The 24,422-nt window shown below is 62.5% G+C and carries 25 protein-coding genes and 1 pseudogene; 16 read left to right on the forward strand and 10 right to left on the reverse strand.

Features of this window, described 5'->3' with window-relative positions; translation table 11 throughout:
- A pseudogene (locus tag B3B04_RS10575) lies at nt 1–520 on the reverse strand (TSCPD domain-containing protein); the annotation flags it as partial.
- 213 nt (nt 521–733) lie between these two features.
- Here B3B04_RS10575 and B3B04_RS10580 point away from each other — a divergent pair.
- Both B3B04_RS10580 and B3B04_RS10585 read left to right on the forward strand, forming a co-directional pair.
- The gene (locus tag B3B04_RS10580; protein WP_292042686.1) at nt 734–1,144 is read left to right on the forward strand and encodes an NADH:ubiquinone oxidoreductase subunit NDUFA12; all 411 of its coding nucleotides are present in this window, start codon (nt 734–736) and stop codon (nt 1,142–1,144) included.
- Nucleotides 1,141–1,797: a DUF2155 domain-containing protein gene (locus B3B04_RS10585; RefSeq protein ID WP_292042688.1), complete on the forward strand. Its 657-nt coding sequence runs from the start codon at nt 1,141–1,143 to the stop codon at nt 1,795–1,797. The genes B3B04_RS10580 and B3B04_RS10585 overlap by 4 nt, the downstream gene beginning before the upstream one ends.
- Here B3B04_RS10585 and aat read toward each other — a convergent pair.
- From aat to B3B04_RS10610, 5 genes are all read right to left on the reverse strand, one after another.
- Nucleotides 1,761–2,438 (reverse strand): leucyl/phenylalanyl-tRNA--protein transferase, encoded by a 678-nt coding sequence (gene aat, locus B3B04_RS10590; protein ID WP_292042940.1) that lies wholly within the window; start codon nt 2,436–2,438, stop codon nt 1,761–1,763. The genes B3B04_RS10585 and aat overlap by 37 nt on opposite strands.
- 34 nt (nt 2,439–2,472) lie before the next feature.
- The gene (accC, locus tag B3B04_RS10595; protein ID WP_292042689.1) at nt 2,473–3,825 is read right to left on the reverse strand and encodes an acetyl-CoA carboxylase biotin carboxylase subunit; all 1,353 of its coding nucleotides are present in this window, start codon (nt 3,823–3,825) and stop codon (nt 2,473–2,475) included.
- An 8-nt stretch (nt 3,826–3,833) separates the two neighbouring features.
- Nucleotides 3,834–4,307 (reverse strand): acetyl-CoA carboxylase biotin carboxyl carrier protein, encoded by a 474-nt coding sequence (accB, locus tag B3B04_RS10600; protein WP_292042691.1) that lies wholly within the window; start codon nt 4,305–4,307, stop codon nt 3,834–3,836.
- A gap of 38 nt (nt 4,308–4,345) precedes the next feature.
- Complete coding sequence (gene aroQ / locus B3B04_RS10605; RefSeq protein WP_292042693.1) at nt 4,346–4,789, reverse strand: type II 3-dehydroquinate dehydratase; 444 nt, start codon at nt 4,787–4,789, stop codon at nt 4,346–4,348.
- A 152-nt stretch (nt 4,790–4,941) separates the two neighbouring features.
- Entirely contained in the window at nt 4,942–5,802 is an 861-nt protein-coding gene (locus B3B04_RS10610; RefSeq protein WP_292042694.1) for a PhzF family phenazine biosynthesis protein, read from the reverse strand.
- Nucleotides 5,803–5,945: 143 nt separating this feature from the next.
- Here B3B04_RS10610 and thiS point away from each other — a divergent pair, with 143 nt between their 5' ends.
- Nucleotides 5,946–6,143, forward strand: a complete 198-nt coding sequence (gene thiS, locus B3B04_RS10615; protein WP_292042696.1) for a sulfur carrier protein ThiS — start codon at nt 5,946–5,948, stop codon at nt 6,141–6,143.
- Nucleotides 6,144–6,215: 72 nt separating this feature from the next.
- On the forward strand, nt 6,216–7,004 hold the full coding sequence (locus B3B04_RS10620) for a thiazole synthase (RefSeq protein ID WP_292042698.1): 789 nt from the start codon (nt 6,216–6,218) through the stop codon (nt 7,002–7,004).
- Nucleotides 7,005–7,068: 64 nt separating this feature from the next.
- Here the strand turns inward: B3B04_RS10620 and B3B04_RS10625 are convergent, their stop codons facing one another.
- The 3 genes from B3B04_RS10625 to B3B04_RS10635 are packed head-to-tail and all read right to left on the reverse strand — an operon-like array spanning nt 7,069 to nt 12,152.
- Nucleotides 7,069–7,857, reverse strand: coding sequence for a DsbA family protein (locus B3B04_RS10625; protein ID WP_292042700.1), 789 nt, complete (start codon nt 7,855–7,857; stop codon nt 7,069–7,071).
- Between the two features lie 50 nt (nt 7,858–7,907).
- Entirely contained in the window at nt 7,908–9,320 is a 1,413-nt protein-coding gene (locus tag B3B04_RS10630; protein ID WP_292042702.1) for a M48 family metalloprotease, read from the reverse strand.
- A 54-nt stretch (nt 9,321–9,374) separates the two neighbouring features.
- Nucleotides 9,375–12,152, reverse strand: coding sequence for an Rne/Rng family ribonuclease (locus tag B3B04_RS10635; protein ID WP_292042705.1), 2,778 nt, complete (start codon nt 12,150–12,152; stop codon nt 9,375–9,377).
- Nucleotides 12,153–12,630: 478 nt separating this feature from the next.
- Between B3B04_RS10635 and B3B04_RS10640 the strand changes: the two genes are divergently transcribed.
- Nucleotides 12,631–13,836, forward strand: coding sequence for an N-acetylmuramoyl-L-alanine amidase family protein (locus B3B04_RS10640; protein WP_292042707.1), 1,206 nt, complete (start codon nt 12,631–12,633; stop codon nt 13,834–13,836).
- 77 nt (nt 13,837–13,913) lie between these two features.
- Here B3B04_RS10640 and B3B04_RS10645 read toward each other — a convergent pair whose 3' ends face one another.
- Nucleotides 13,914–14,462: an NYN domain-containing protein gene (locus B3B04_RS10645; protein ID WP_292042709.1), complete on the reverse strand. Its 549-nt coding sequence runs from the start codon at nt 14,460–14,462 to the stop codon at nt 13,914–13,916.
- A 37-nt stretch (nt 14,463–14,499) separates the two neighbouring features.
- Between B3B04_RS10645 and folK the strand changes: the two genes are divergently transcribed.
- The 11 genes from folK to B3B04_RS10700 all read left to right on the forward strand — a co-directional run bounded on the left by folK (nt 14,500) and on the right by B3B04_RS10700 (nt 24,366).
- Entirely contained in the window at nt 14,500–15,027 is a 528-nt protein-coding gene (folK, locus tag B3B04_RS10650; RefSeq protein WP_292042710.1) for a 2-amino-4-hydroxy-6-hydroxymethyldihydropteridine diphosphokinase, read from the forward strand.
- 143 nt (nt 15,028–15,170) lie between these two features.
- The gene (rpoZ, locus tag B3B04_RS10655) at nt 15,171–15,530 is read left to right on the forward strand and encodes a DNA-directed RNA polymerase subunit omega (protein WP_292042712.1); all 360 of its coding nucleotides are present in this window, start codon (nt 15,171–15,173) and stop codon (nt 15,528–15,530) included.
- Between the two features lie 164 nt (nt 15,531–15,694).
- A complete protein-coding gene (locus B3B04_RS10660; protein WP_292042714.1) occupies nt 15,695–17,848 on the forward strand; it encodes a RelA/SpoT family protein in 2,154 nt (717 codons plus the stop codon).
- Between the two features lie 48 nt (nt 17,849–17,896).
- Nucleotides 17,897–18,661 (forward strand): TIGR00730 family Rossman fold protein, encoded by a 765-nt coding sequence (locus tag B3B04_RS10665; RefSeq protein WP_292042716.1) that lies wholly within the window; start codon nt 17,897–17,899, stop codon nt 18,659–18,661.
- 48 nt (nt 18,662–18,709) lie between these two features.
- The gene (pyrE, locus tag B3B04_RS10670) at nt 18,710–19,300 is read left to right on the forward strand and encodes an orotate phosphoribosyltransferase (RefSeq protein ID WP_292042718.1); all 591 of its coding nucleotides are present in this window, start codon (nt 18,710–18,712) and stop codon (nt 19,298–19,300) included.
- A gap of 5 nt (nt 19,301–19,305) precedes the next feature.
- Entirely contained in the window at nt 19,306–20,058 is a 753-nt protein-coding gene (locus B3B04_RS10675) for a pyridoxine 5'-phosphate synthase (RefSeq protein WP_292042721.1), read from the forward strand.
- Nucleotides 20,055–20,480 (forward strand): holo-ACP synthase, encoded by a 426-nt coding sequence (acpS, locus tag B3B04_RS10680; protein ID WP_292042723.1) that lies wholly within the window; start codon nt 20,055–20,057, stop codon nt 20,478–20,480. Before B3B04_RS10675 ends, acpS begins: the two co-directional genes overlap by 4 nt.
- A 32-nt stretch (nt 20,481–20,512) precedes the next feature.
- On the forward strand, nt 20,513–21,436 hold the full coding sequence (gene lepB, locus B3B04_RS10685; RefSeq protein WP_292042725.1) for a signal peptidase I: 924 nt from the start codon (nt 20,513–20,515) through the stop codon (nt 21,434–21,436).
- Nucleotides 21,436–22,149 (forward strand): ribonuclease III, encoded by a 714-nt coding sequence (gene rnc, locus B3B04_RS10690; RefSeq protein ID WP_292042726.1) that lies wholly within the window; start codon nt 21,436–21,438, stop codon nt 22,147–22,149. The genes lepB and rnc overlap by 1 nt, the downstream gene beginning before the upstream one ends.
- Nucleotides 22,146–23,114, forward strand: coding sequence for a GTPase Era (era, locus tag B3B04_RS10695; protein WP_292042728.1), 969 nt, complete (start codon nt 22,146–22,148; stop codon nt 23,112–23,114). Before rnc ends, era begins: the two co-directional genes overlap by 4 nt.
- A 7-nt stretch (nt 23,115–23,121) precedes the next feature.
- Nucleotides 23,122–24,366: a serine hydrolase domain-containing protein gene (locus B3B04_RS10700; protein ID WP_292042731.1), complete on the forward strand. Its 1,245-nt coding sequence runs from the start codon at nt 23,122–23,124 to the stop codon at nt 24,364–24,366.
- The last annotated feature ends 56 nt before the right edge of the window (nt 24,367–24,422 follow it).

Raw genomic sequence — 24,422 nt, forward strand, 5'->3', positions numbered from 1 at the left:
GCGGGTCCGCACAGGTGTCGGCTGGCCCCTCACAGCGGATAACGGCTGCGCGCACCACCGTCAGCGCCGTCTCCAGCGCAGCGGTGGCATGGGCGGCCAGACGGGCCCCGCGCGCTGCACGGCGAAAATCATCCAGTCGGGCCACAGCGTCGGGTTCGGACAGCAGCAACAGATCACGGGCGTCGCGCGGCGTCGCCACATCCGGTACGGCCAGACCCAGTTTCAGGCTGGCGACCAGCAGTTCGATCTGGTCTGCCCCCAGCAGCTTTTTGGTCAAGGCGCGGTCGGCCAGCGGGTCCAGCCATGCGACGATAGCCGCCAGCAGATCGCCTTCGCTGTTCAATTCGCGCAGGTCGGCGGGGATAAGACGCGGCTCCAGCCAATCCAGCCATGCCTCGATCCGGGCATTGGTCCAGTCGGCAGGCGCGTAGATTTCGGCGACCGAAGAGGGGCGCTCGACGCGTCGCGATTCCTGCGACACGCCCTCCGCGAGGGCGGCGAACGGAAACTCTGCACCCATGGATAGCCTCCATGCCCGTCTTCAATAACGTACCGTAAAACCCCTGATTGTCGGTCCTCAATAGATATTGCGTGTCCGATACGATTTACCCCCAAGATATTGAAGCGGGCGAAAAGGCCACAAGGCGTGAACAAGCCGCTCAGATCGCTGGACGAAACGCTTTGCGGTTTCTATTATCGCCCCGCGTCGCCGCACACCTTTGGGCGGCGAGATATGAGTGAGTGCGACAACGTGCTGAGCAAGATCTTCACCTGGTGGAATGGCGCGACCATTGGCACCCTGTTCACCATCGCTAAGCGTGGCAGCCTGATCGGCACAGACGAATTCGGTAACCGCTATTACCAGTCGCGCGACACCATCTCCTACGATGGCCGCAAGCGTCGTTGGGTCGTCTATAACGGATATGCCGAGGCCACCAAGGTCCCGCCTGAATGGCAGGGTTGGCTGCGTTATACCTATGACGAGGCCCCCAGCGAAAAGCCGCTGCCGCGTAAGGCCTTCGAAAAAGATCACATCCCGAACCTGACCGGCACGCCGTATGCGCGTCGTCCGCAAGGCTCGCTGGCGGCTATCGGCCAGCGTCCGGCCGCGACCGGCGACTATCAGGCCTGGACGCCGGAATGATGTTTCGTCAGGTCCTGCTGGGCGGTGTGGTCGCAGCAGGCCTGGCTGTGTCCGGCGCGGGCGTATCCGCCGCATTGCTGGACGTTCCGCAAGATGCCGTTCCGGTTCAGGACCCTGTAGGCGACGCGTTGCGCAACACGGCTCCGCCTGCGCAACCGCCTGCGCCTGTACCCCCACAGACCCCGACCACCACGCCTGCGCCGAACGTCACTGTGGTGCCGCCCCTCGAGAGCGAGGTCGCACCACAAGAAGAAGTGGTCGAAGAGGAAGACGTGGTCGAGGAACAACCGGTCGAAGTGGTCGAGGAACCCGTCGAGCCCGGTCCGCGTCGCCGTCTGCCTGTCGCGATCATTCAGGCCATCGACAAAACCACAGCCGAGACCATGCGTTTCGAAGTGGAAGTGGGTGGTCGTCCGGTTCGCTTCTCTCGCTCGCTGATCTTCAAGGTTCGCGCCTGCGAGGTCTCTGGTCCCGGTGAACAAACCGAAGACTCCATCGCCTATATCGAGATCGGCACGCAATCGCGTAACCAGACGGCCTCGACCGAGGCGCGTCAGGTGTTCAAGGGCTGGATGTTTGCCTCTTCGCCGAGCGTCAATCCGCTCCAGCACCCGACCTATGATGCGTGGGTGGTAGGCTGTAAGGGCCGCTGAGCCCATTCTACGGCCTGCGCCCCCGTCATCGGGGTTAGCATCAAATCAAAATCGGGCCGCGCTTTGAGCGCATAGGGCAGGCGGCGCAGATAGGCGGTCTGCGGGATTTCCTGCGTGCCGAACTGTTTCAGATGATCGTTCTGGAACTGGGCGTCCAGCAGTACGAAGCCCGCACGGTTCAATCGCGCCACCAGATGCACCAGCGCGACCTTGGACGAGTCCGTGGCGCGGCTAAACATGCTCTCGCCAAAGAAGGCTCCGCCCAGCGAGACGCCATAAAGCCCGCCGACAAGAGCTTCATCCTTCCAGCATTCGACGCTGTGGGCATGTCCGCGCGCGTGAAGCTCTCCATACAGGCGACGGATCGGCCCGTTGATCCACGTATCCTCGCGCCCCTTGGCCGGGGCTGCGCAGGCGTCAACCACGTTCAGAAACGCCGTATTGACGCGCACGTCGAACGGCTCGCCGCGGACGGTGCGTTTCAGTCTGGTGGGGATGTGAAAAGCGTCCAGCGGAATAATGCCGCGCTGGTCCGGTTCAACGAGAAAGACGCGGGGATCATCCCGCGCCTCTCCCATGGGAAAGACCCCGCTGGCGTAGCAGCGCAGGAGAGCGTCGGCGTCAAACACCTCGCGCTCCATCGCGCTGAACTCGGGGTCGTCCTCTTCGATCAAATCAGGCTTTCGCCTTCTGGGCCGCGGCCCATTTTTCCAGCCAGTGGATGTCGTAGTCGCCGGTCAGGATGTCCGGCTCCTGCAACAGCTTCTGGAACAGCGGGATGGTGGTATCCACGCCGCCGACAACCGTTTCGCCCAGAGCGCGCTTGAGGCGTGCCAGAGCTTCCTCGCGGTCGCGACCGTGGACGATCAGCTTGCCGATCAGGCTGTCGTAGTAGGGCGGGATCGAATAGCCAGAGAAGATCGCGCTATCGAGACGCACACCCAGACCGCCCGGAGCGTGGAAGTCGGTCACGGTGCCCGGCGACGGGGTGAAGGTTTCAGCGTTCTCGGCGTTGATACGCACTTCGATCGCATGGCCTTTGAACTCGACGTCTTCCTGAGTGAACGACAGCGGCAGACCGGCAGCGATGCGGATCTGTTCGCGGACGAGGTCCACGCCGGTGATCATTTCAGTCACCGGATGCTCGACCTGCAGGCGGGTGTTCATCTCAATGAAGAAGAACTCGCCATCTTCCCACAGGAACTCGATGGTGCCGACGCCGAGATAGCCGATGGCGGCAATGGCCTTGTTGACCACTTCGCCGATCTTCTTGCGACCTTCTGCCGACAGGGCAGGGGACGGAGCTTCTTCCAGAACCTTCTGGTGGCGACGCTGCAGCGAGCAGTCACGCTCGCCGAGGTGGACCACGTTGCCGTGGCTGTCAGCGATGACCTGGATCTCGATGTGGCGCGGCTTCTGGAGATAGCGTTCCATATAGACGGCACCGTTGCCGAAGGCGGCCAGCGCCTCGGACTGTGCGGTCTGGACAGCTTCGACCAGATCGTCGGCAGTCATGGCGACCTTCATGCCGCGACCGCCACCGCCAGCAGCCGCCTTGACGATCAGCGGGAAGCCGATCGACTTGGACGCTTCAATGGCTTGCTCGACAGTTTCGACTTCGCCATCCGAACCCGGAACGACCGGAATACCGGCATCCTTGACGGTTTGCTTGGCGGTGATCTTGTCGCCCATCACGCGGATGTGGTCCGGCTTGGGACCGATGAAGGTCATGCCGTGAGCTTCGATGATTTCAGCGAAGCGGGCATTTTCCGACAGAAAGCCGTAACCCGGGTGGATCGCCTGCGCGCCGGTGATTTCAGCAGCGGCAATGATCTGGGGGATGTTCAGATACGACTTGGCAGCCGGAGCCGGACCAATGCAGACGCTCTCGTCGGCCAGACGCACCCACATGGCACCGCGGTCGGCTTCCGAGTGGATGGCCACCGTCGAGATGCCCATTTCCTTACAGGCGCGATGCACCCGAAGGGCGATTTCGCCACGGTTGGCGATGAGGACCTTGTTGAACATGGTCAGGCTCAGGCTTCCAGAACGACCAGAGCTTCACCGAACTCGACCGGCTGCGCGTCGCCGACGAGGATTTCTGCCACCACACCATCGCGCGGAGCGACGATCGGGTTCATGGTCTTCATGGCTTCGATGATCAGCAGGGTCTGGCCCTTCTTGACCTTGGCACCGGCCGAGACGAATGGCGCAGCACCCGGAGCCGGTTGCAGATAGGCGGTACCGACCATCGGCGACTTCACTTCTTCACCCGAGCGGGCGACCGGAGCAGACGCCGCCGGAGCTGCGGCAGGGGCAGCTGCCGGAGCAGCGACCGGAGCCGGAGCAGCGGCGTATTGAACCGGAGCGGCAGCCACCGTGATCTCGCGCTTCACCTTGATCTTCAGATCGTCCTTCTCGACTTCGATCTCGGTCAGTTCGGTCTCGTTCAGGATGTTGGCGAGGGCGCGGACCAGTTCGGCGTCGATGGCAGTGTGTTTGTCGGACATGGGTGTCTTCTTCTTCTCGTGTACTTAGCCGTAAGCCGTTAGGCGCGACGGATGAGGTTCAGGGCCGCCGTGACGGCCAGTTCGTACCCCTGAACGCCCAGACCGGCGATCACGCCGGTGGCGGCCAGGGACACATAGGAGTGGTGCCTGAAGGCCTCGCGCGCGGCGGGGTTCGACAGGTGGCACTCAATGACGGGGATGCTCAGGGTCTTCAGCGCGTCCAACAGCGCCACAGAGGTGTGGCTGTAGGCGGCGGGATTGATGATCAGAGCCGAGGCTTCCTTACGGGCCTCCTGAATCCAGTCGACGAGTTCGCCCTCGTGATTGGACTGGCGGAATACAACAGTGGCACCTTGGGCGGCGGCCTCACAGCGCTTTTGCACGTCTGCGAGAGTGTCGCGGCCATAGATGTCCGGCTCACGCTCTCCGAGGAGGTTGAGGTTCGGGCCGTTCAGGACATAAAGGACAGGCGCTTGTGGCATTCGCTCGTTTTGAATGGCGCACTGTAACGCGCGCGGAGTCGTGGACTTTCTAGCCTGACTTGGGGTGTGACGCCAAGCATTCGCGCAAATTCTTGACGTTACGTCAGATTGTGTCCTGTTAAATCAACGCCCTGCGGCTTTTCAAGGGCGAATTACAACTCCAACTGGCCCCGCGCAGTGATGACGCATTGCCCGCCGACGCGAATATGCCCGTCTGAGTCGGCGGACAGGTGCACGGTGCCGTCGCGGCCGACGCAGCGCCCCTGACGCGACAGATAGGACCAGTCGCGATGGGGCAGCTGACCCAGATGGCGGCGATAGGCGGCAATGGCTCCGTTGCCACTGCCGCACACCGGGTCTTCGGGCACGCCGTCGGACACGGCAAAGGAGCGCACCTCTATGCTGCCGTCGTCATAGCGCGCGAACAGAGACACGCCCGTCAGATCATTTTGCCGTTCGACCTCTGCGGCCAGATTGAGGTCATGCCGCATCGCCAGCAAGGCCTCGACGCTCTCGATCTCGGCCACGCCCCACACGATACCCACATCGACAGCGGCAAAGGCTGCATCTGCCGCTAAGGGCGCACCATAGGCGCGGGACAGGGCCTGCACGGCGGTGTCGGGCAAGGGGGTGATACGGGCCGCGGGAAGTTGCAACGTCAACTGTCCGTCATCCGCATCGAGGCTGATATCAATCAGACCAGCCTTGCATTCTTGCACCAGTTTGCCATCCAGCGGTGCCTTCCAGCCGCTGTCGATCACCGCCCTGGCGCTGCCCAGTGTCGGATGGCCCGCAAAGGCCAGTTCGGAGGCGGGTGTAAAGATACGCAGCCGATAGTCGGCGTCCGGCGTCGTGGCGGGCAGGACAAAGGTGGTCTCGGACAGATTGGTCCAGCGGGCGATGGCCTGCATCTGCTCGCTGCCGAGCCCTTCGGCGTCCAGAATGACGGCGACCGGATTGCCCATCAAAGGTCGGGCCGAAAATGCATCCACCACCAGATAACGCCGCGCCATATGCTGTTCTCCGCTATGTAAATTTCGTTGATAGGCGTGTGGTCTTGGCTGTGTCGAGCGGGGCGATTGAGTTCCTGCGCGCATCAACCCATATTCGGCATACACCCGCGCTGTGACAGGTACGGGACGAATGGAGCGATGATTTGCGTATCGAAGTGAACGGGCAGGGGCGCGAGACGAGCGCGGCGACTGTTCTGGCCCTGATCGAAGAGTTGAAGCTGGACCCGCGCAAGGTAGCGGTGGAGCGCAATCTGGAGATCGTGCCGCGTTCGCTGCATGCCACGACCGAAGTGGCCGAGGGCGACAAGTTCGAGCTGGTCCAGTTCGTCGGCGGCGGCTGAATCTGGCAAGCAAACAGATCAAATCCGGTATCGCCGCTTTTAAGGGCGGCACACAGTCGCTAACTGTTCGGCATGACCGATTCCGCCCCACGTACCGATAGCTGGACCGTCGCAGGTCGCACCTTCAACTCCCGCCTGATCGTGGGCACGGGCAAGTACCGTGACTATGAGCAGAATGCCGCCGCCGTTGTGGCTTCGGGCGCGGAAATGGTGACGGTGGCCGTACGCCGCGTGAACCTGACCGATCCCGGCCAGCCGGTCCTGACGGACTATATCGACCCGAAGACATACACCTACCTGCCGAATACGGCGGGCTGCTTTACCGCAGAGGACGCCATGCGTACCCTGCGTCTGGCCCGCGAAGCCGGTGGCTGGACGCTGGTAAAGCTGGAAGTTCTGTCGGAACAGAAGCACCTGTATCCGGACATGGAAGAGACCCTGCGCGCGCTGAAGCTGCTAACTGCAGAGGGCTTCGAGGTCATGGTCTATTGCACTGATGACCCTGTCTATGCCCGCAAGCTGGAAGATGCAGGCGCGGTGGCCATCATGCCGCTGGGCGCGCCGATCGGCTCGGGGCTGGGCATCCAGAACCCGATCAACATCCGCATGATCGTGGAACAGTCGAGCGTGCCGGTTCTGGTGGATGCGGGCGTGGGTACAGCGTCCGATGCCGCTGTGGCCATGGAGCTGGGCTGCGACGGCGTGTTGATGAACACCGCCATTGCCGAGGCGCGCGACCCGATCCTGATGGCCAGCGCCATGAAGCACGCGGTGATCGCCGGCCGCGAATCCTATCTGGCGGGCCGGATGAAGAAGCGCATGTTTGCTGATCCGTCCTCTCCGCTGGCGGGCCTGATCTGATCAGGGCCTGACGGCAAATGGAAAAAGAGCCGCTCCGGATGGGGCGGCTCTTTTGCTTTGGGGATCAGCCCTTGGCCTTGGCGATCATCTCGGCCACGGCGCGCGGCTCGATACTGGGGCTGGCCTTGCCGTTGACGAAGAAGGTTGGCGTCCCCCTCAGGCCCATAGCTGCGGCGCTGGTATGGATGTCGGCGATGTGACGCGTCATCTCTTCGGAAACAAGGGCGGCGCGGGCTTGGCTCATGTTGACGCCAGCCTCGGCCAGGATGGCATCGATGCTTTGCTGGGTCAGAGAGCCCTCGGCCATCATGGCATCATAGACTTCGAGGTATTTGCCCTGTTGGTGGGCGGCCAAGGCGGCGCGGGCCGCATACTGGGACGTCACCGTCTGGCCGCTGTCCAGAATGGGCCAATCCTTGAAGACAAAGCGCACGTCGGGATGGGCTTCCATCAGGGCACGATACTGCGGAGCCACGGCCTTACAGCCCGGGCAGCGGAAGTCGAAGAACTCGATCACCGTCACCTTGGCATCGGCCGGACCAAAGGCCGGATCGCGGGCATCGACGGCCAGTAGGGTCGGGTTCTTTTCGACTGCCGCATTGATGCTGGCGACCATGTTCTGGTCTTCCTGAGCCTGACGGGCCTCCAATACCTCATCCAGCACCTGCGGATTGCGCAGCAGATAGGATCGGACCTGCTCGCCAAAGCCCCCGCCCACATAGGGCATGGCCGCGACGCCCAGAGCCAGCACCGACAGGGCCAGCGCCGCACCGCCCAGCACCGTGGGCGACAAGCCGCCCGCGCGCTTGGGTGCCTTTTCAGGAGTGTCGGGCGTGATTTGGGGATCGGTCATGAACAGCCAGTCGGTCGGTAAAATAGAGTGTGGGTTGCCGTGAACGCCCGTCAGGTTCCGGGGGGAACCACGCGGGTCTGGTTGCGCTGCTGGTTGCGGCGCTCGGCATCCAGAATGTCCTGCTCGGAAGCGCCGGACGCCAGCACGATGTCGGTGGCACGGCGCCATTCGATGGTGTTGCGGTCCAGCATGTCACGGGCGCGCATAGCGAACTGGTTGGCCTGTTGCGGCTGGTTCAGGGCGAACCAGTATTCGGCAGAGGCCAGTCGCGCTTCGCCTTCCTTGCCCTGGGTGGCATAGGCCTGACTGAGCAGGCGCCAGCCCATGGTGTTGTTGTCCTCGCGGGCGAGGGCGAACTTCAGTTCCGTTTCGGCCTTGGCCACCAGTTCGGGGTCACCCGTTTCCAGCATGGCATGGGCCAGATTGATGCGCAGCAGGGGAGCTGTCGGCATCAGCTGGACCGCGCGGCTGTGGGCGTCGATGGCGTCCTGCGGGCGACCTTCCTCAAAGATGATCTGGCCGCGCAGCTCCCACAGATAGGCGTTCTCCGGCTGCTCGGCCAAAAGCTCGTCGACGGCGGTCAGGGCGCGTTCGGTCTGGCCGCTGCGATACCAGGCAATCGCGCGGGCATAGCGGGCCGGATAGCTGGTGTCCGAAGACGGATATTCGCGCAGGGTGGTGTTCGGATGCTGCATGAAGCCGCGGATCTTGGCGACCACCAGCGCATGCTCGGCCTGACGCTCTTCGCTGTCGCGCTTTCCATAGTTGGAGGCGCGCTCAACGGGGCCGCGCAGGGCTTCAATCCGCTGGGCCGACAAGGGGTGGCTGCGGAAATAGGGGAAGCGGCGGGCGTCGGAAAACACTTCCTGCGCGCGGAAATTCTCGAAGAACTCGACCAGACCGCGACCGGATTCACCGGCCCGTTCAAGCGCGCGCGCGCCGGTGATGTCGGCCTCGCCCTCTTGGGATTGCATGTAACGTAGCGCGCCCAGTGTGCCAAAATACTGGCTGGACGCCAGCAACGCCGCCCCTGCATCCGGCGCGCCCGCCAGCACGGCCAGAGCCCCCAGCGCCATGCTCATAATCATGGGCTGGCGACCGGCATTCATGGCCCCGTCGCGTAAGGTGTGGCGGTTTTTGATGTGACCGGCTTCGTGCGCGATTACGCCCAGAAGCTGGTTTGCGGACTTGGTTTCGAGGATCAGGCCTGTGTTCAGGCCCATGATCCGGCCACGTGTCGCAAACGCGTTCAGGCTTTCGTCATTGACGAGCAGGATTTCGACTTCTTCCGGATTCAGACCCATCGCTTCCAGCGTAGGGGCCGACCAGTCGTCGATAATGGCCTCGATCTCGGTGTCGCGGATCAGGCTTTGGGCCGAAGCGGGAAGGGCGGCCACCAAGACGGCAGCCGCCGCTGTCCCTGCAAGCAGCAAGCGCGGGATAACAGAGGAAAACCGGATCATGGCGAACTCCAGAGCGACGGTCTCCCTACTGTTGTCACGTCAAATCATGGCCGATCAACGGCGCCACCAGCCGCGTTTCGGCTTGGCAGGCGGATCGATGATCTGGTTCGGATCATTGGCGATGATTTCGCCAATGTCGACCGGAGCCATTGTCACAGCCGCGTCAACGTCGGCCACCGCTTCGGCTTCGATCGGCTCCACTTGCGTGGCCTTTTCGATCGCTTGCTCGATCTTGTGAGCTTGCGCAGGCGTCACGTCCAGCTTGGCCGGCTTACGGGCCGAAATGGCGGCGCGGGTGTCGTCCGTGATCGGGGCGACAAAGGCCGGCTGTTCGTCCGCTGCCGGATCAGCCACGACCGGAGCAGAAACGACCTCGGCCTCGACCTCGACCGAGGCGGCGACAGGCGCGGGGGCTTCGGTCAATCCGGCAGAGGCTTCCTCGCCACCCGTGGCGCGGGTCTTGCGACGGACGCGGCGACGCTTCGGCTCTTCGGTTTGGACAACCGGTGCGGTTTCAACCCCGGTGTCCGCCTCGGCCACAACTGCCGGAGCCTCTTCGTCGGCGATCACCGTAGCGATCGGCAGATCAGGATTGCCCTCGACCGGCAGGCCTTCGTTGATAGCGCGATCCTCGACTTTTTCCTCATGGCTCAGACCGTTCTGGTCGCGGTTGCGACCACGGCCACGGCCACGACGGCGGCGCGAACGACGGCCATTGGCCTCGTCCTGCACCTCGGCCAGCGGGGTGTCGGTACCTTCGACGGTATCCATCGGTGCCGCGTCGCGGGCAGGGCGCTCGGCACGCTCGGCGCGTTCCGGACGCTGCGGGTTCAGCGGGTCGAACCAGACGTAAGGATCGTCCAGCGACGGGGTGCGACCACGCACCCAGGTGTAGACGTCACGATCACCGTCCTCGCGGCTGCGGCGACCACCACGGCGGCCGCGGCGGCGACGGCCACCACGGCTGTCGTCGTCTTCGTCATCCGACGAGGCTTCAACCTCGTCGTCACGACGGCCACCGCGACGGCGACGGCGACGACGGCCACGGCCATCTTCGTCACGCTCTGCGCGCTCGCCGTCTTCTTCTTCGTCATCCGAGGCGGTTTCGGTCTCGACGATGTCGTCGTCCTCGTCCTCGTCCTCTTCGTCGTCGAAGATAGCGTTATCGTCGATGCCGTCATCCAGTTCCGACAGGTCGATCTGGGTGTTCGGAGCCACGAAGTCTTCGTTGGTCTCGGTACGGTCGATGTGGTGCTCGCCTTGTGCCAGCGAGTCATCGATCTGGATGATGACCTTCAGGCCGCGCGTGGCTTCCAGACGCTGCAGATAGTCGCGCTTGTGGTTCAGAATATACAGGGCCACAGCCGAGGTGACGCGCAGGGTGATGCAGCCTGCACCATTCTTGCCCGCGTCGATTTCAACAGCGCGCAGTGTGGTCAGGGCCGCCGATTCTGCCGAGCGGATGCGACCCGCGCCCTGACAGCACTGACAAACCTCGGTCGCGCCTTCGATCACGCCCAGACGACGACGCTGGCGGCTGATTTCCATCAGGCCAAACGGCGAGATCTTGCCCATCTGGATGCGGGCGCGGTCCTTGGACAAGGCGTCCTTCAGGCATTTTTCGACGGCGCGGTTGTTCTTGGCTTCATCCATATCGATGAAGTCGATCACCACCAGACCGGCCAAGTCGCGCAGGCGCAACTGGCGGGCGGCTTCTACAGCGGCCTCAATATTGGTTTTGACAGCGGTCTGCTCGACGTTGCGCTCCTTGGTCGAGCGACCGGAGTTGACGTCGATCGCCACCAGAGCCTCGGTCTGGTTGATCACCAGATAGCCGCCCGATTTCAGCGGCACGACCGGCTGGTGAATCTGGGTCAGTACTTCCTCGATGCCATTGGCCGCAAACAGCGGGCGGGCACCTTGGTACAGGTGGATCTTCTTGGCTTGCGAAGGCATCAGCACGCGCATGAAGTCACGCGCCTGCTTGAAGCCTTCCAGACCTTCGACCTGAATGCCGTCAAAGTCCTTGTCGTACATGTCGCGCACGGCGCGGCGGACAAGGTTTTCTTCTTCGTAGATGACCGCAGGGGCGTTCGACTTGAGCGTGGTTTCGCGGATGGTCGCCCACAGACGCAGCAGATATTCGTAGTCGCGCTTGATCTCGGCGCGGGTGCGCTTGGCACCGGCGGTACGGATGATCAGGCCCATGCCTTCAGGCACCTTGAGCGCTGCGGCAGCGGCTTTCAGGCGACGACGGTCGGTCGTGTTGGTGATCTTGCGCGAAATGCCGCCGCCCTTGCCGGTGTTCGGCATCAGCACGCAATAACGGCCTGCCAGCGACAGCCAGGTGGTCAGGGCTGCGCCCTTGGCACCGCGCTCGTCCTTGACGACCTGCACCAGCAGAACCTGACGGCGCTTGATGACGTCCTGAATCTTGTAGCGACGCATCAGGCGGCGCTTCAGGCGCTCCTCGTCGGCCAGACGGCCTTCGGCGTCGGCTTCATCATCACCGCTGTCGCGGGCCAGATCGTCATCTTCATCCTCGTCGTCGTGCGCTTCGGCCATGATGGCTTCGCGGTCGGCGACCGGAATTTGATAGTAGTCGGGATGGATCTCGTTGAAGGCGAGGAAACCGTGGCGGTTTCCACCGTATTCAACAAAGGCCGCCTGAAGGCTGGGTTCGACCCGGGTTACCTTGGCGAGATAGATGTTGCCGCGAAGCTGGCGACGGGCGCGGGATTCAAAGTCGAATTCCTCAACCTGGCGGCCGTCCACGATAGCGACGCGCGTTTCTTCCGCGTGCGCCGCATCGATCAACATGGTTTTTGACATGTAGAGTCTCTCTCTGGCGCGCCAGCGCAGGCCCGGCGAGAAGTCTCTCGCGGGGGTGTCCCGTTAATGGGGAAGCGGCTCGCCGAATGGGATGAAGGGCAGCAACGCGCGACTGATCCTCGCTGAACGCAAGGGCGGCAGTGATCTGCCGGTCAGTATCGCAGGCGTATAGGCCCATAAGGTTCTGTCGGTCCGGGGTCTGGTCGCGCCATATGACTGGCTGCGGCCCAAACCCTTAAAACTTAAGGACTTCCGAGTTGTCGGACGCCCTCAAGAATAGGGTGAAAACGTAGTGCTACGCCGCGGGGAGGGCGTGCCCGACGCCACACAGGGGCGTAGGCGCGATCAGTCGCGGTCACTGAATAATAGGCGCCATTTGGACAAAATGCAAAACGAATGCGTTTGCGACGGCATTTACCAATTCGTTAATGTCCGTTGATAGTTTCGAACCTCGATAATGCAAGGAGTGTGCGCGTCGATGCGCGTTCTGTGGCGTGAAGGACCTGCCCGTTGGGGGCTGCGTGGATGGGCGATGACCGTTTTGTCGGGCATGGTCATGACCGCGGCTGTCGTGATGGCGGGTGGTTTGGCCTTCGGGTCGGACGTTCAGGTCATGGGAATCCGCTTTGGCGGGGACGCAGAGCGTACACGGGTGGTGATCGATCTGGGGCGCGACACGCGTGGTCGCGTCATCAGTGACGGCTCGACCGGTCAGGTTGCTGTTGCGCTGTCAAATGTGACGCCGCCTGCGGGCATGGCCGGAAATGGTCGTGGTCTGGTGCGGGCCTATGAGATGGACGGTGGATCGGGCGGGGCGCAGATCAAGCTGCAACTGGCCAAGTCCGCCGAGATCGAGCGCCGCTTCCTGCTTCCTCCCGGTGACGGGGTGCCGCACTATCGCTATGTGATCGACCTGAAATCGACCGGCGCTGCGGCGATTCCGGCCACGGTGGCCGCGCGTTCGACCCCGCGTGCCGAAAAGCCGCTGATCGTGATCGATGCCGGTCACGGCGGGCGCGATCCGGGGGCGCAAGGCTCTTCGGGTTGGGAAAAGAACATCACCCTGGCCGCAGCGCGTGACCTGAAGGCGGCGCTGGAACGCACCGGCCGCTATCGCGTGCGTCTTACGCGAGACAGCGATGTGTATGTGGCGCACAACCGCCGCGTCCAGATTGCGCGTGATGCGGGGGCCGACCTGTTTATCTCGCTGCACGCCGATGCGGGCAGCAATCCGTCCTTGCGCGGGGCTAGCGTTTATACCCTTTCAGAGCAGGGCGCAGGCCGCGCGGTGCGCGAGTTTACGCGTGATGACGACTGGCAGCGCAATCTGCGTCTGCCGGGCCGTGATGCCTCGGTCGACCGCATCCTTCTGGATATGACCCAACGCGCGACACAGAACCGTTCGGCGCAATTTGCTCGTGTGCTGCTAACCCACATTCAGGCCGCAGATCACCCGACCCTGAACCACAGCCACCGCGCGGCGGGTCTGGCTGTGCTGCTGGCCCCCGACGTTCCGGCCGTCTTGCTGGAAATGGGTTTCATCACCAATGCCGATGATGAGCGCCTTCTGACCGATGAGCGGTCGCGTCGTCGTCTGATGCGTTCGGTGGCCGAAAGCATCGACCGTTACTTCCGCGAACCGTCGGCCCCGATACAGGTGGCCGATCAGGGCGGGCAGGGCTGAGGCCAGCCAAGCGGATAACACCAAACAAAAGCCCCGCAGGTCTGACCTGCGGAGCTTTGTCTTTAATGCGCTGCCGATCAGAAACGTTCGCGAGCGACCGGAGCCTTGGGCTTGCTGAACTCGTTCATCACGTCGGCCAGTTCGATAAAGGCGTCGGCCTGACGGCGCAGGTCGTCGCTGATTTGCGGCGGCTGGCTCTTGGTGGTGGATACGACGGTCACGCGCACACCCTTGGACTGGACGGCCTGGACCAGACGGCGGAAGTCACCATCACCCGAGAACAGCACCACTTCGTCGAGATGAGGAGCCAGCTCCATCATGTCGACGGCGATTTCGATATCCATATTGCCCTTGGTGCGTGTGTGGCCTTGGGCATCGGTAAAGCGGCGAACCGGCTTGGTGTTCACGGTGAAGCCGTTGTAGTCCAGCCAATCGACCAGCGGACGGACCGGAGAGAACTCCTCGCCCTCGACGATGGCGGTGTAATAATAGGCGCGGATCAGACGGCCTTTGCTGCCAAAAAATTCTGACAGCTTGCGGAAGTCCAGATCGACGTTGAGGGCGCGCGCGGCCGAATAGAGGTTTGCACCGTCAATAAAGAGTGCAATGCGATCGCTGGAAGGCATGAATTATGTGTCCCAATAAGGTTCTTAAGTGATGGCTATGCCAAACAAACCCGTCGCAAATGATTTGGTTCGGGATGAGGCAGTCATCGTCGCACTTGGGGCCAATGACAAGGGAAAACGCGACAGCTGCCTGTCGGGATTGGAAGCGGCTGTGGCGGCTCTGAAGGCCGCGGGACTGGAAATTCTGGGCCAGTCGTCGTGGTGGCAGTCCGCCGCGTGGCCTGATCCGAACGATCCGCCGTTCCTCAACGGTGTCGTTGTGGTGAACACGGATCTGTCTCCCAAGGCGTTGATGGCCGAGCTGTCGCGGATCGAGGATGAACTGGGTAGGGTGCGCTCTGTGCGTAATGCGCCGCGCACGCTGGACCTCGATCTGATCGCCTATGGGCGGGTGGCCGGAGACCTAGACGGGCTGTACCTGCCGCATCCGCGTGCCGCCGAGCGGTTGTTTGTGATGGGGCCCTTGGCCGAGGTTATGCCCGACTGGGTACATCCGGTGCTGAATCGCCCTGCAGAGGCTTTGGCCCGCGGGGCGACCGTGGGGGTAGACGCGCGGCCTCTTTAAAATCACAGGGTTACGGCGGGTGGTTTTCGTGCATTTCACGAGGGCGCTGTGCCAATAATGCCGCCGAAAATGCCATGTTGGCGTTGCACAATCGGCGTCAAATCTATATTTTGTGCTGTTCTCCCTGTCGCCTGAGGAATTTCATGGCCCGCGTCACTGTCGAAGACTGCATCGAAAAGGTGCCGAACCGCTTTGGTCTGGTTCTGCTGGCTGGTCACCGCGCCCGTAGCATCGCCAATGGTGCGCCGCTGACCCTCGATCGGGACAACGATAAGAACCCGGTCGTGGCCCTGCGTGAACTGGCTGAAGAAACCGTCAAGCCGGACGAGCTGAGCGAAAACATCATCACCACCCTGCAGCGCGTCGACGAACGCACCGAGGCTGAGGATGAAGCCGAAGTGGTCGCCCTGCTGGCCGAGCCGCAGCACATGAACATGGCTGAGGCTGAACTGATCCGCGCGCTGCAAAGCGACCGCGATGGTGGCCAGGAGGAACGCTACTGACGGCACAGCCTGTCACTGGCGTCACCATCATCCCGGCGCGGCCCTCGGCGGACACGCCGAAGTCTGATTCGTCCGGACAAAAGATTGCAACGGCGTCGACCCCTCACGGGGCGGCGCCGTTGGCATCTGCGGCTTCCGGCCCCGGTGGGCGCCGCACTCCGGTCATGCGTCAGTTTGAACTCATCGAGGCCGTAAAGGCCTATGACCCGACCGCGGACGAGGCCCTGCTGAACAAGGCCTATGTCTATGCGATGAAGATGCACGGCTCGCAGTTGCGGGCCTCTGGCGATCCGTATTTCGCCCATCCGATTCAGGTCGCGGGCATTCTGACCAACTATCGGCTGGATACGGCCACTATCGTGACGGCGCTGCTGCATGATGTGGTCGAAGACACATCGGCCACACGCGACGATATCGCCGCCATGTTCGGCGAAGAGATCGCCGTGCTGGTGGAAGGCGTGACCAAGCTGTCGCGTCTGGAGCTACAGGCCGAACACACGCGTCAGGCCGAAAACCTGCGCAAGTTCATTCTCGCCATTTCGCGAGATGTGCGGGTGCTGCTGGTCAAACTGGCCGACCGTCTGCACAACATGCGCACGCTTCAGTATGTGAAGCCTGAAAAGCGCGAACGCATCAGCCGCGAAACGCTGGAAGTCTACGCCCCGCTGGGCCGCTCGATCGGTATCCATTCGATCGCGTCCGAGCTGGAGGAGCTGGCATTTACCCATCTGAACGCCACCGCCCGCACGGCTATCGAGCGCCGTCTGGAGGCACTCAAGCTGGAACATGGCAGCGCCATCGAGACCGTCTCGGTCGAGATCAAGCGTGTGCTAGAAGAGGCAGGGATCAAGGTTTCCATCAAGGGGCGCGAAAAAACGCCTTACTCCATCTGGCGCAAACTGCAGCGCAAGACGGTGGGCTTTTCGTCTTTGTCGGACATTTACGGCTTTCGCGTCATCGTCGAGAGCGAGGACGACTGCTATCGCGCTCTGGGCGTGGTGCACCGCATCTGGCCGATGGTGCCGGACCGTTTCAAAGATTTCATCTCGACGCCCAAGTCGAACAACTATCGCTCTCTTCACACAACGGTCATTGGTCCGGGTGGTCTGAAGATCGAGATGCAGATCCGCACCGAGGCCATGGACCGTGTGGCCGAGGACGGTGTGGCAGCGCACTGGCGCTACAAGAACCAGTCCTATGGCTTTGACCGCGAGGCGATGGAAGCCGGCGGCGGTCGCGATCCGCTGCTGAACCTGCGCCACCTCGTGCAGGTGATCGAGCACGGGGAGGGCGGCGAAGACTGGGTCGAGCACGCCAAGCTGGAGATGTATCTCGAGCAGGTGTTCGTATTTACCCCCAAGGGCAAGCTGATCAGTCTGCCACGCGGCGGTATGCCGTTGGACTTTGCCTATGCGGTGCACACCGAAGTTGGCGACACCGCTGTGGGCGTCAAGGTCAACGGCGAACTGAAACCCATGCGCACGCCGCTGCAAAACGGCGATGTGGTGGAGATCATTCGCGGGTCCAAGGCAGAGGTGCCGAACGACTGGCGCAGCCTGACCGTAACGGGTCGTGCCCGCTCGGCCATCCGTCGCCACATCCGCACGTCGGAGCGTGAAGAGTTCATCAAACTGGGCAAGGCCTCCATCGAGCAGACCTTGGTCCAGAACGGCAAGTCGCTGGCCGATGTGACGCTCAAGTCGGCGTTGGAGACCCTGACGGTCGCCACCGAGGATGATCTGTTCGACGCCGTGGGACGTGGCCGCATTGCGGTGACACGCGTGGCGGAGATTCTGTTCCCCGCACTGAAGGGACATCTTCAGTCGCACGGAGACCGCAAGAAGATCGAGGCATCCTCGGCGCGTCTGTTCGTGCGCGGCTCTGGCCTGACGCCGGGGGTCAGCATCCACTTTGGTGAATGCTGCTGTCCGGTGCCGGGGGATCGCATTGTCGGCATCCACGAGCCGGACGTGGGTCTGACGGTACACACCATCGACTGTCAGCAACTGGCTGATTTCGCCGATGACGACAGCGTCTGGCGCGACATGCAGTGGACGCCACAGGCTGAAACCTCGGCCATGGGCGCGGTGCGTCTACGCGCCACCATCCAGCATGCGCCCGGCGCGCTCGGGCAGGTGGCGACGACCATCGGCGAGGCCGGCGGCAATATTCTGAATCTGACGATGCAGCATCGTCAGCAAGACTTTTTCGATGTCGAACTGGACGTCGAAGTGAAAGATGCGCGCCATGCCACGATGATCGTGGCAGCCCTGCGCGCAAATCCCAAGGTGGATGTGGTCGACCGCGTTCGCGGTTGATCACGTCCCGTTCCCCCACTTTACAGAACCCCTGCGTGGAGATTTTCCATGAACGATGAAGAACGCCGTCTGGCCAATGAAGCCCAACTGGCTTCGCCGTCCTATCGCAAGGCTGCGCTGGATTCAGACTTCATCCTTGGCGATTCCATGCGCGGTGTGCGTTTCCAGATGGAATATGCCAAGGCCGAAGAAATGCTGCGTGCGTGGGGCGTGCGCTCGACCATCGTAGTGTTCGGCAGCGCCCGCGTGGCTGAGGATCACCCCTGGTACGAAGGCGCGCGCGCCTTTGGCAAGCTGGCGTCCCAGCGCGGTGGTGCCATCCGCGGTGTGGTCGGAGAGCCGCGTGACAATGTGATCGCCACGGGCGGCGGGCCGGGCATTATGGAGGCCGCCAATCGCGGGGCCCACGATGCCGGTGCACCGTCCATCGGCTTCAACATCACCTTGCCGTTTGAAGACAAGCCCAATCCGTACTCCACGCCGGAGCTGACGTTCCAGTTCCACTATTTCGCCATGCGCAAAATGCATCTGGCGATGCGCGCCAATGCGCTGGTGGTCTTCCCCGGTGGCTTTGGCACTCTGGACGAACTGTTCGAAATCCTGACCTTGCGCCAGACGGGCAAGGCACCCGCCATACCGATTGTTCTGTTCGACGAAGCCTATTGGCGCTCGATCCTGAACTTTGACGCCATGGCCGAGCACGGCATGATCAAGGCTAGCGACCTGGACATGTTTGCCTTTGCCAATGACGCCGAAAGTGTCTGGAGCAAGCTGTTGGAAAACGGTCTGGAGCCCGGCGAAGCGATTGAATAGGCCGAACCGCTTGCAGCCATTGCCGGTACGAGGCTAAGGACGGCGCTCATGAACACTCAAGACGTCCTGAACGAGTTCCGTGAAGCCGGCGCCCTGCGCGAAGGCCATTTTGTTTTGTCTTCGGGCCTGCACAGCCCCGTATTCCTCCAGAAGAACCTAGTGTTCATGGACGGCGAACGCTGCGAGCGGCTGTGTAAGGCCCTGGCCGAAAAGATCGTGGCCACGGTCGGGCCGGTCGATGCGGCGATTTCGCCGGCTGTCGGCGGCATTATCCCCGGCTATGAGACCGCCAAACATCTGAAGGTGCGCTCCATGTACGTCGAGCGCGTGGACGGCGAGTTCAAGCTGCGTCGCGGCTTTTCGGTCGAGCCGGGCGAGAAGATCGTCATGGTCGAGGACATCGTCACCACGGGCCTGTCGTCGCGCGAATGCATCGCGGCCATCAAGGCGGCGGGCGGCGATGTGGTGGCTGCGGCCTGCATCGTGGATCGTTCGGGTGGCAAGGCCGATGTCGGTGTGCCGCTGATCGCGCTGGCCACCATGGATGTTCCGGCCTATCCGGCTGACAATCTTCCCCCCGAACTGGCTGCACTTCCCATCGAGGATCCGGGCAGCCGCCGCCTGTCCAACAAAGGATAAGTTGAATGTCCCGTCGCGTTCGTCTTGGCGTCAACATCGACCACGTTGCCACGGTTCGAAACGCGCGCGGCGGGGCCCATCCTGATCCGGCCAGAGCTGCCGAACAGGCGCTGGCTGCGGGGGCAGACGGCATCACCGCGCACCTGCGCGAAGACCGCCGCCACATCACCGATGCCGACATCGAGGTGCTGAGCGCCCTGTGCCGCCGCGCCAACCGTCCTCTGAACCTCGAAATGGCCGTGACGGACGAGATGCTGGCCATCGCCCTGCGTCACAAGCCACACGCCGCCTGTCTGGTGCCTGAGCGCCGCGAAGAGGTGACGACCGAAGGTGGTCTGGCCGTGGCCGGTCACGAAGCCCGCATCCAGCCGGTGGTTCAGGCCCTGTCGGACGCCGGTGTGCGCGTGTCCCTGTTTATCGAACCGTCGCCGGAACAGGTCGAGGCTGCCGTGGCTGTCGGTGCCCATGTGGTCGAGTTTCACACCGGACGATATTGCCTCCTGTCGGGTCAAGAGCGCGCCGCCGAGTTTGACCGCCTGAAGGCCGCAGCGGCGCAGGCCCATGCTTTGGGACTGGAAGTCCACGCCGGACACGGACTGGATTATGCCACCGCAGGGGCCATTCTCGACATTCCCGAGATCATGGAACTGAACATCGGCCATTTCCTGATTGGCGAGGCCGTGTTTGTGGGGCTGGATGCCGCCATCCGCCGCATGCGCGCCGCCATGGATACGGCCTTGGCGGAGCAGGGGGCATGATCGTCGGCATCGGAACCGATCTGTGCGATATTCGCCGTATCGAGGCGACGCTGGAACGGTTCGGTGATCGCTTCAAACAGCGCTGCTTTACCCCGCTGGAACAGGCGCGGTCGGACCGCAAGCCCGATCCGTCATGGTCCTATGCCAAGCGGTTTGCGGCCAAGGAGGCCTGCGCCAAGGCATTGGGCACCGGCATCCGGTCTGACGTCTATTGGCGCGACATGGGTGTGGTGAACCTCAAGTCCGGCCAGCCGACCTTGCAGCTGACCGGCAATGCTGCGGACCATCTGAAACGTCTTACGCCGCAGGGGTTCGAGCCGCGTATCCATCTGACCATGACCGACGAGCATCCGTATGCTCAGGCCTTCGTCGTGATCGAAGTCTTGCCTGCAACACAGTCAGGGACTACGCCTCAGGATTGAGCCCTGTACTGAGCAGGGGATTCGAGCAGACTATGAGCGACGACCACATGGCGATGGCTGGTCCGGAAGATTTGTCGGCTGAGGCCAGCAAACGTCCGGTTTGGAGTGACGACGGAGACGCCCCTTTCGATATGGGTGACGATCCCGAAGCTCTGGACAGCGAGAAGCCGATTTATGCGCCACGGCGCCGGAAGAAGGCCAAACGAGTGACCGAGAAAAAGTCTGCAGCCAACGAGACCGTGGAAATCATCAAGACGGTTGTCTTTGCGCTGCTCATTGCCCTTGTGCTGCGCGTTCTGCTGTTCCAGCCCTTCACCATTCCGTCGGCCTCGATGGAGCCGAACCTCTATGAGGGCGACTATATCGTCGTGTCGAAGTGGTCTTACGGCTATTCCAAACACTCCATCCCGTTCAGCCCGCCGCTGTTCGAGGGCCGCATCATGGGCAAGGCCCCCGAGCGCGGTGACGTGGCCGTATTCAAACTGCCTCGCGACACCAAGGTGGACTACATCAAGCGCGTGATCGGCGTGCCGGGCGACAAGGTGCAGATGCGCGGCGGCAAGCTGTACATCAACAATGCTCTGGTCGAGAACGTGGTGGTGACCAGCCGCGAAATGTCCGATCTTTTCGGTGCCCGCTCGGTCTCGCAAGTGCGCGAAACCCTGCCTAATGGCCGTTCGTTCATGACGCAGGACTACGGTCCCGACTTCGAGCTGGACAACACTCCGGTCTATGAGGTTCCGGCCAAGCACTACTTCATGATGGGCGACAACCGCGACAACTCGATCGACAGCCGCGTGTCGGCCGGTACGGGCGTGGGCATGGTGCCGGAAGAAAATCTGGTCGGTAAGGCGCAGATCATCCTGTTCTCGTGGTCGCCGGGTGCCAGCCTGTTCAATCCGGTCAGCTGGTTTGCCAATCTGCGTCCCAGCCGCTTCTTCCAGATTCTGGACTAATGAGCGTTACAACCAATAAACGGATATTGGCGGTTCAGACCCTGACCGCCAATCTCGGCTATCAATTCCACGATCCGAAACTGCTGGAACACGCCCTGACCCACTCTAGCGTGGGTGAGGGTGGCGGCCATAAGGCCCCGGCAGACAATGAACGACTAGAGTTTCTGGGCGACCGCGTGCTGGGCCTGCTGGTGGCAGACCGCCTGATCCGCGACTATCCCGAAGCGGATGAGGGCAAGCTTTCGGCCCGTCTACACTCTCTGGTCGACAAATCCGCCTGCGCGCGCGTGGGCGAACGTCTGGGGGTGGGCGATGCCCTACGGCTGTCTGCCGGTGAAACCAAGACCGGTGGCCGTAGAAAGGCCGGAGTTATCGCCGATGCTGTAGAGGCTATTCTGGCTGCTGTCTTTCGAGACGGCGGTCTGGATGCGGCCCGTGGCGTGTTCGAGCGTGCCTGGGCGACCGAGTTCGCCACGCCGGCCCAGCCAGCGATTGTGAATCCGAAATCCGCGCTTCAGGAATGGGCGCAGGGGCAGGGGCGTCCTTTGCCGACCTATACGGTCGTCAAACGCACCGGCTCCGACCACGCACCGACCTTTACGGTCGAGGCTGTGGTAAACGGCTATGAGCCCGCCACGGCGACGGGCAAATCACGGCAGGAAGCGGAAAAAGCCGCCGCTGTCGCACTGTTAAAACGAGAAGGCGTAATTTGACCGAGACCGACCACACCCCCGTCCAGACCACGACGCAGCGCGCAGGGTTCGCTGCCATCATCGGCGCGCCCAATGCGGGCAAGTCTACGCTGGTGAACCGTCTGACGGGTTCCAAGGTGTCGATCGTGACGCAAAAGGTCCAGACCACCCGCTTCCCCGTGCGCGGCATTGCGATGCACGACGCCTCGCAGATTGTGCTGGTGGACACCCCCGGCGTATTCAACCCGCGCCGCCGTCTGGACCGCGCTATGGTGGCTTCGGCCTGGGCCGGTGCCGAAGACGCCGATGTGATCGTGCATCTGGTGGATGCACAGGCGCACCTCGGTGCCGAGAGCAAGGATGGCACGCCCGCCGACCGCAAGTCGGCGGAAGACACCGAAACCATCATCAAGAACCTGCAAAAGACCGGCCACAAGGTCATTCTGGCGCTGAACAAGATCGACGGCATGCGCCGCGACACCCTGCTGGCCCTGTCGCACAGCCTGTTTGAAACCGGCGTCTATTCCGAGGTCTTCATGATTTCGGCAGTGTCGGGCGATGGCGTGGACGACCTGAAGGCCCGTCTGGCCGCGGCCATGCCGGAAGGTCCGTGGCTGTATCCGGAAGACCAGTCCGCCGACGTTCCGGCCCGCGTGCTGGCCGCCGAAATCACCCGCGAGAAGGTCTATCTGCGCGTCCACGAGGAGCTGCCCTATTCGGCGGCTGTGGAGACCACCAGCTTTGAAGACCGTGCCGATGGCTCGGCCCGCATCGAACAGACCATCTATGTCGAGCGCGAGAGCCAACGCCCCATCGTGCTGGGCAAGGGCGGCCAGACCCTGAAATGGATCGGCCAAAAGTCGCGCGAAGAGCTGGAACTGATCTTCGACCGCAAAATCCACCTGTTCCTGACGGTCAAGGTTGATCCGAAGTGGCAGGACACCAAGGCCATGTACTCGCAGTTCGGCCTGGAATTCGACGTCTGACGATCCAGTGTTCCATGTCCCCCAGAAGGCGAGCCGACGGCCCTATCTGCTGATTGGTATCGCCGCAGCGGCCATTTTGGGCGGTGGTTTCGCCGCCGCCCGTCTGTCGTCCGACAAGCCGGAAACGGAAAAGGTCGAGCGGATCAGCGCGCCCTCTCTCCTGACGCGGCCCAAGTTGCAGGTGGTCGAAAGCCTGCCGCAGCTGAAAGAGCGTCTGGATGACATGGCCGCCTCGCGCCAGTTCACCGGCGCGGTGCTGGTGGCGCGGGGCAATGAGGTGCTGTTCCGCCAGACCTATGGCAAGGCGAACTATGAGCAGGACACGCCGTTCCAGCTGGATACGCGCTTCCGTCTGGCCTCGGTGTCGAAACAGTTTACCGGCGTCGCCATTCTGAAGCTTCAGGATCAAGGCAAGCTGTCGGTCAACGATCCGGTGTGTCAGTGGATACAGCCGTGCCCCGAGCGTTGGTCGGAAGTGAAGATCCATCATCTGATCTCGCACACCTCGGGCATTCCCGACCTGATGGCGCAGGCTCAATGGGGCTATGTGCGCGCCACCTACCATTCGCCCGAGCAGTTGATCGAGAACGCCCGCCGCTATGGACTGCAATTCCCGGCAGGAACCAAGGTCCGCTACAACAATGTCGGCTTCAATGTGGCGGCGGATATTGTGGGCAAGGCCAGTGGCATGCCGTTCGAACAGTATCTGCAAAGCGAGATTTTGGGCCCGCTGGGTCTAAAAGATACCGGATCGGATGCCCTGAATGACACGACAGGGCTGGCCATGGGCTATGGTCTGTTTCCGGCAGGACTGACGCCGCAACCGCTGGCCAATGTCAGCGTGGTGCACGGTGCGGGCGCGCTGTACTCGACCATGGACGACCTGCTGATGTGGAACCTCGCGCTCCACAACGGTGAAATTCTGAAGCCGGAAAGCTATCGCGACCTGATCAGCGATCACGCGCCTGCCGATACCCCGAGCGAGAGAGGACGCCAGCGCCGCGCCTACGGCTATGGCGTGTTCGTCAATGCTCTGGGCGAACGGGTGGAGCCGGCATTTCCGGAAACTCAAATCTATCACACCGGCTCGTGGGCAGGGTTCCGCAATCTGGTGACCTATGAGCCGACCCAGAAGATCACGGTGGTCGTTCTGTCCAACAACTATCACCTGCGCGATCAGGTCTTCCTGATCAGCCAGCAGGCGATGGCCGAGGCCTTGGGCAAGCCATTTCCGCGAGCAATGAAGCGGTAAGAAAAAGGCCGGAAGGGTGATCCTTCCGGCCTTTGTTTTTACGGGGTGGGCCTCGA

This window comes from Brevundimonas sp. UBA5713 (genome assembly GCF_002419815.1).
Classification (GTDB): domain Bacteria; phylum Pseudomonadota; class Alphaproteobacteria; order Caulobacterales; family Caulobacteraceae; genus Brevundimonas.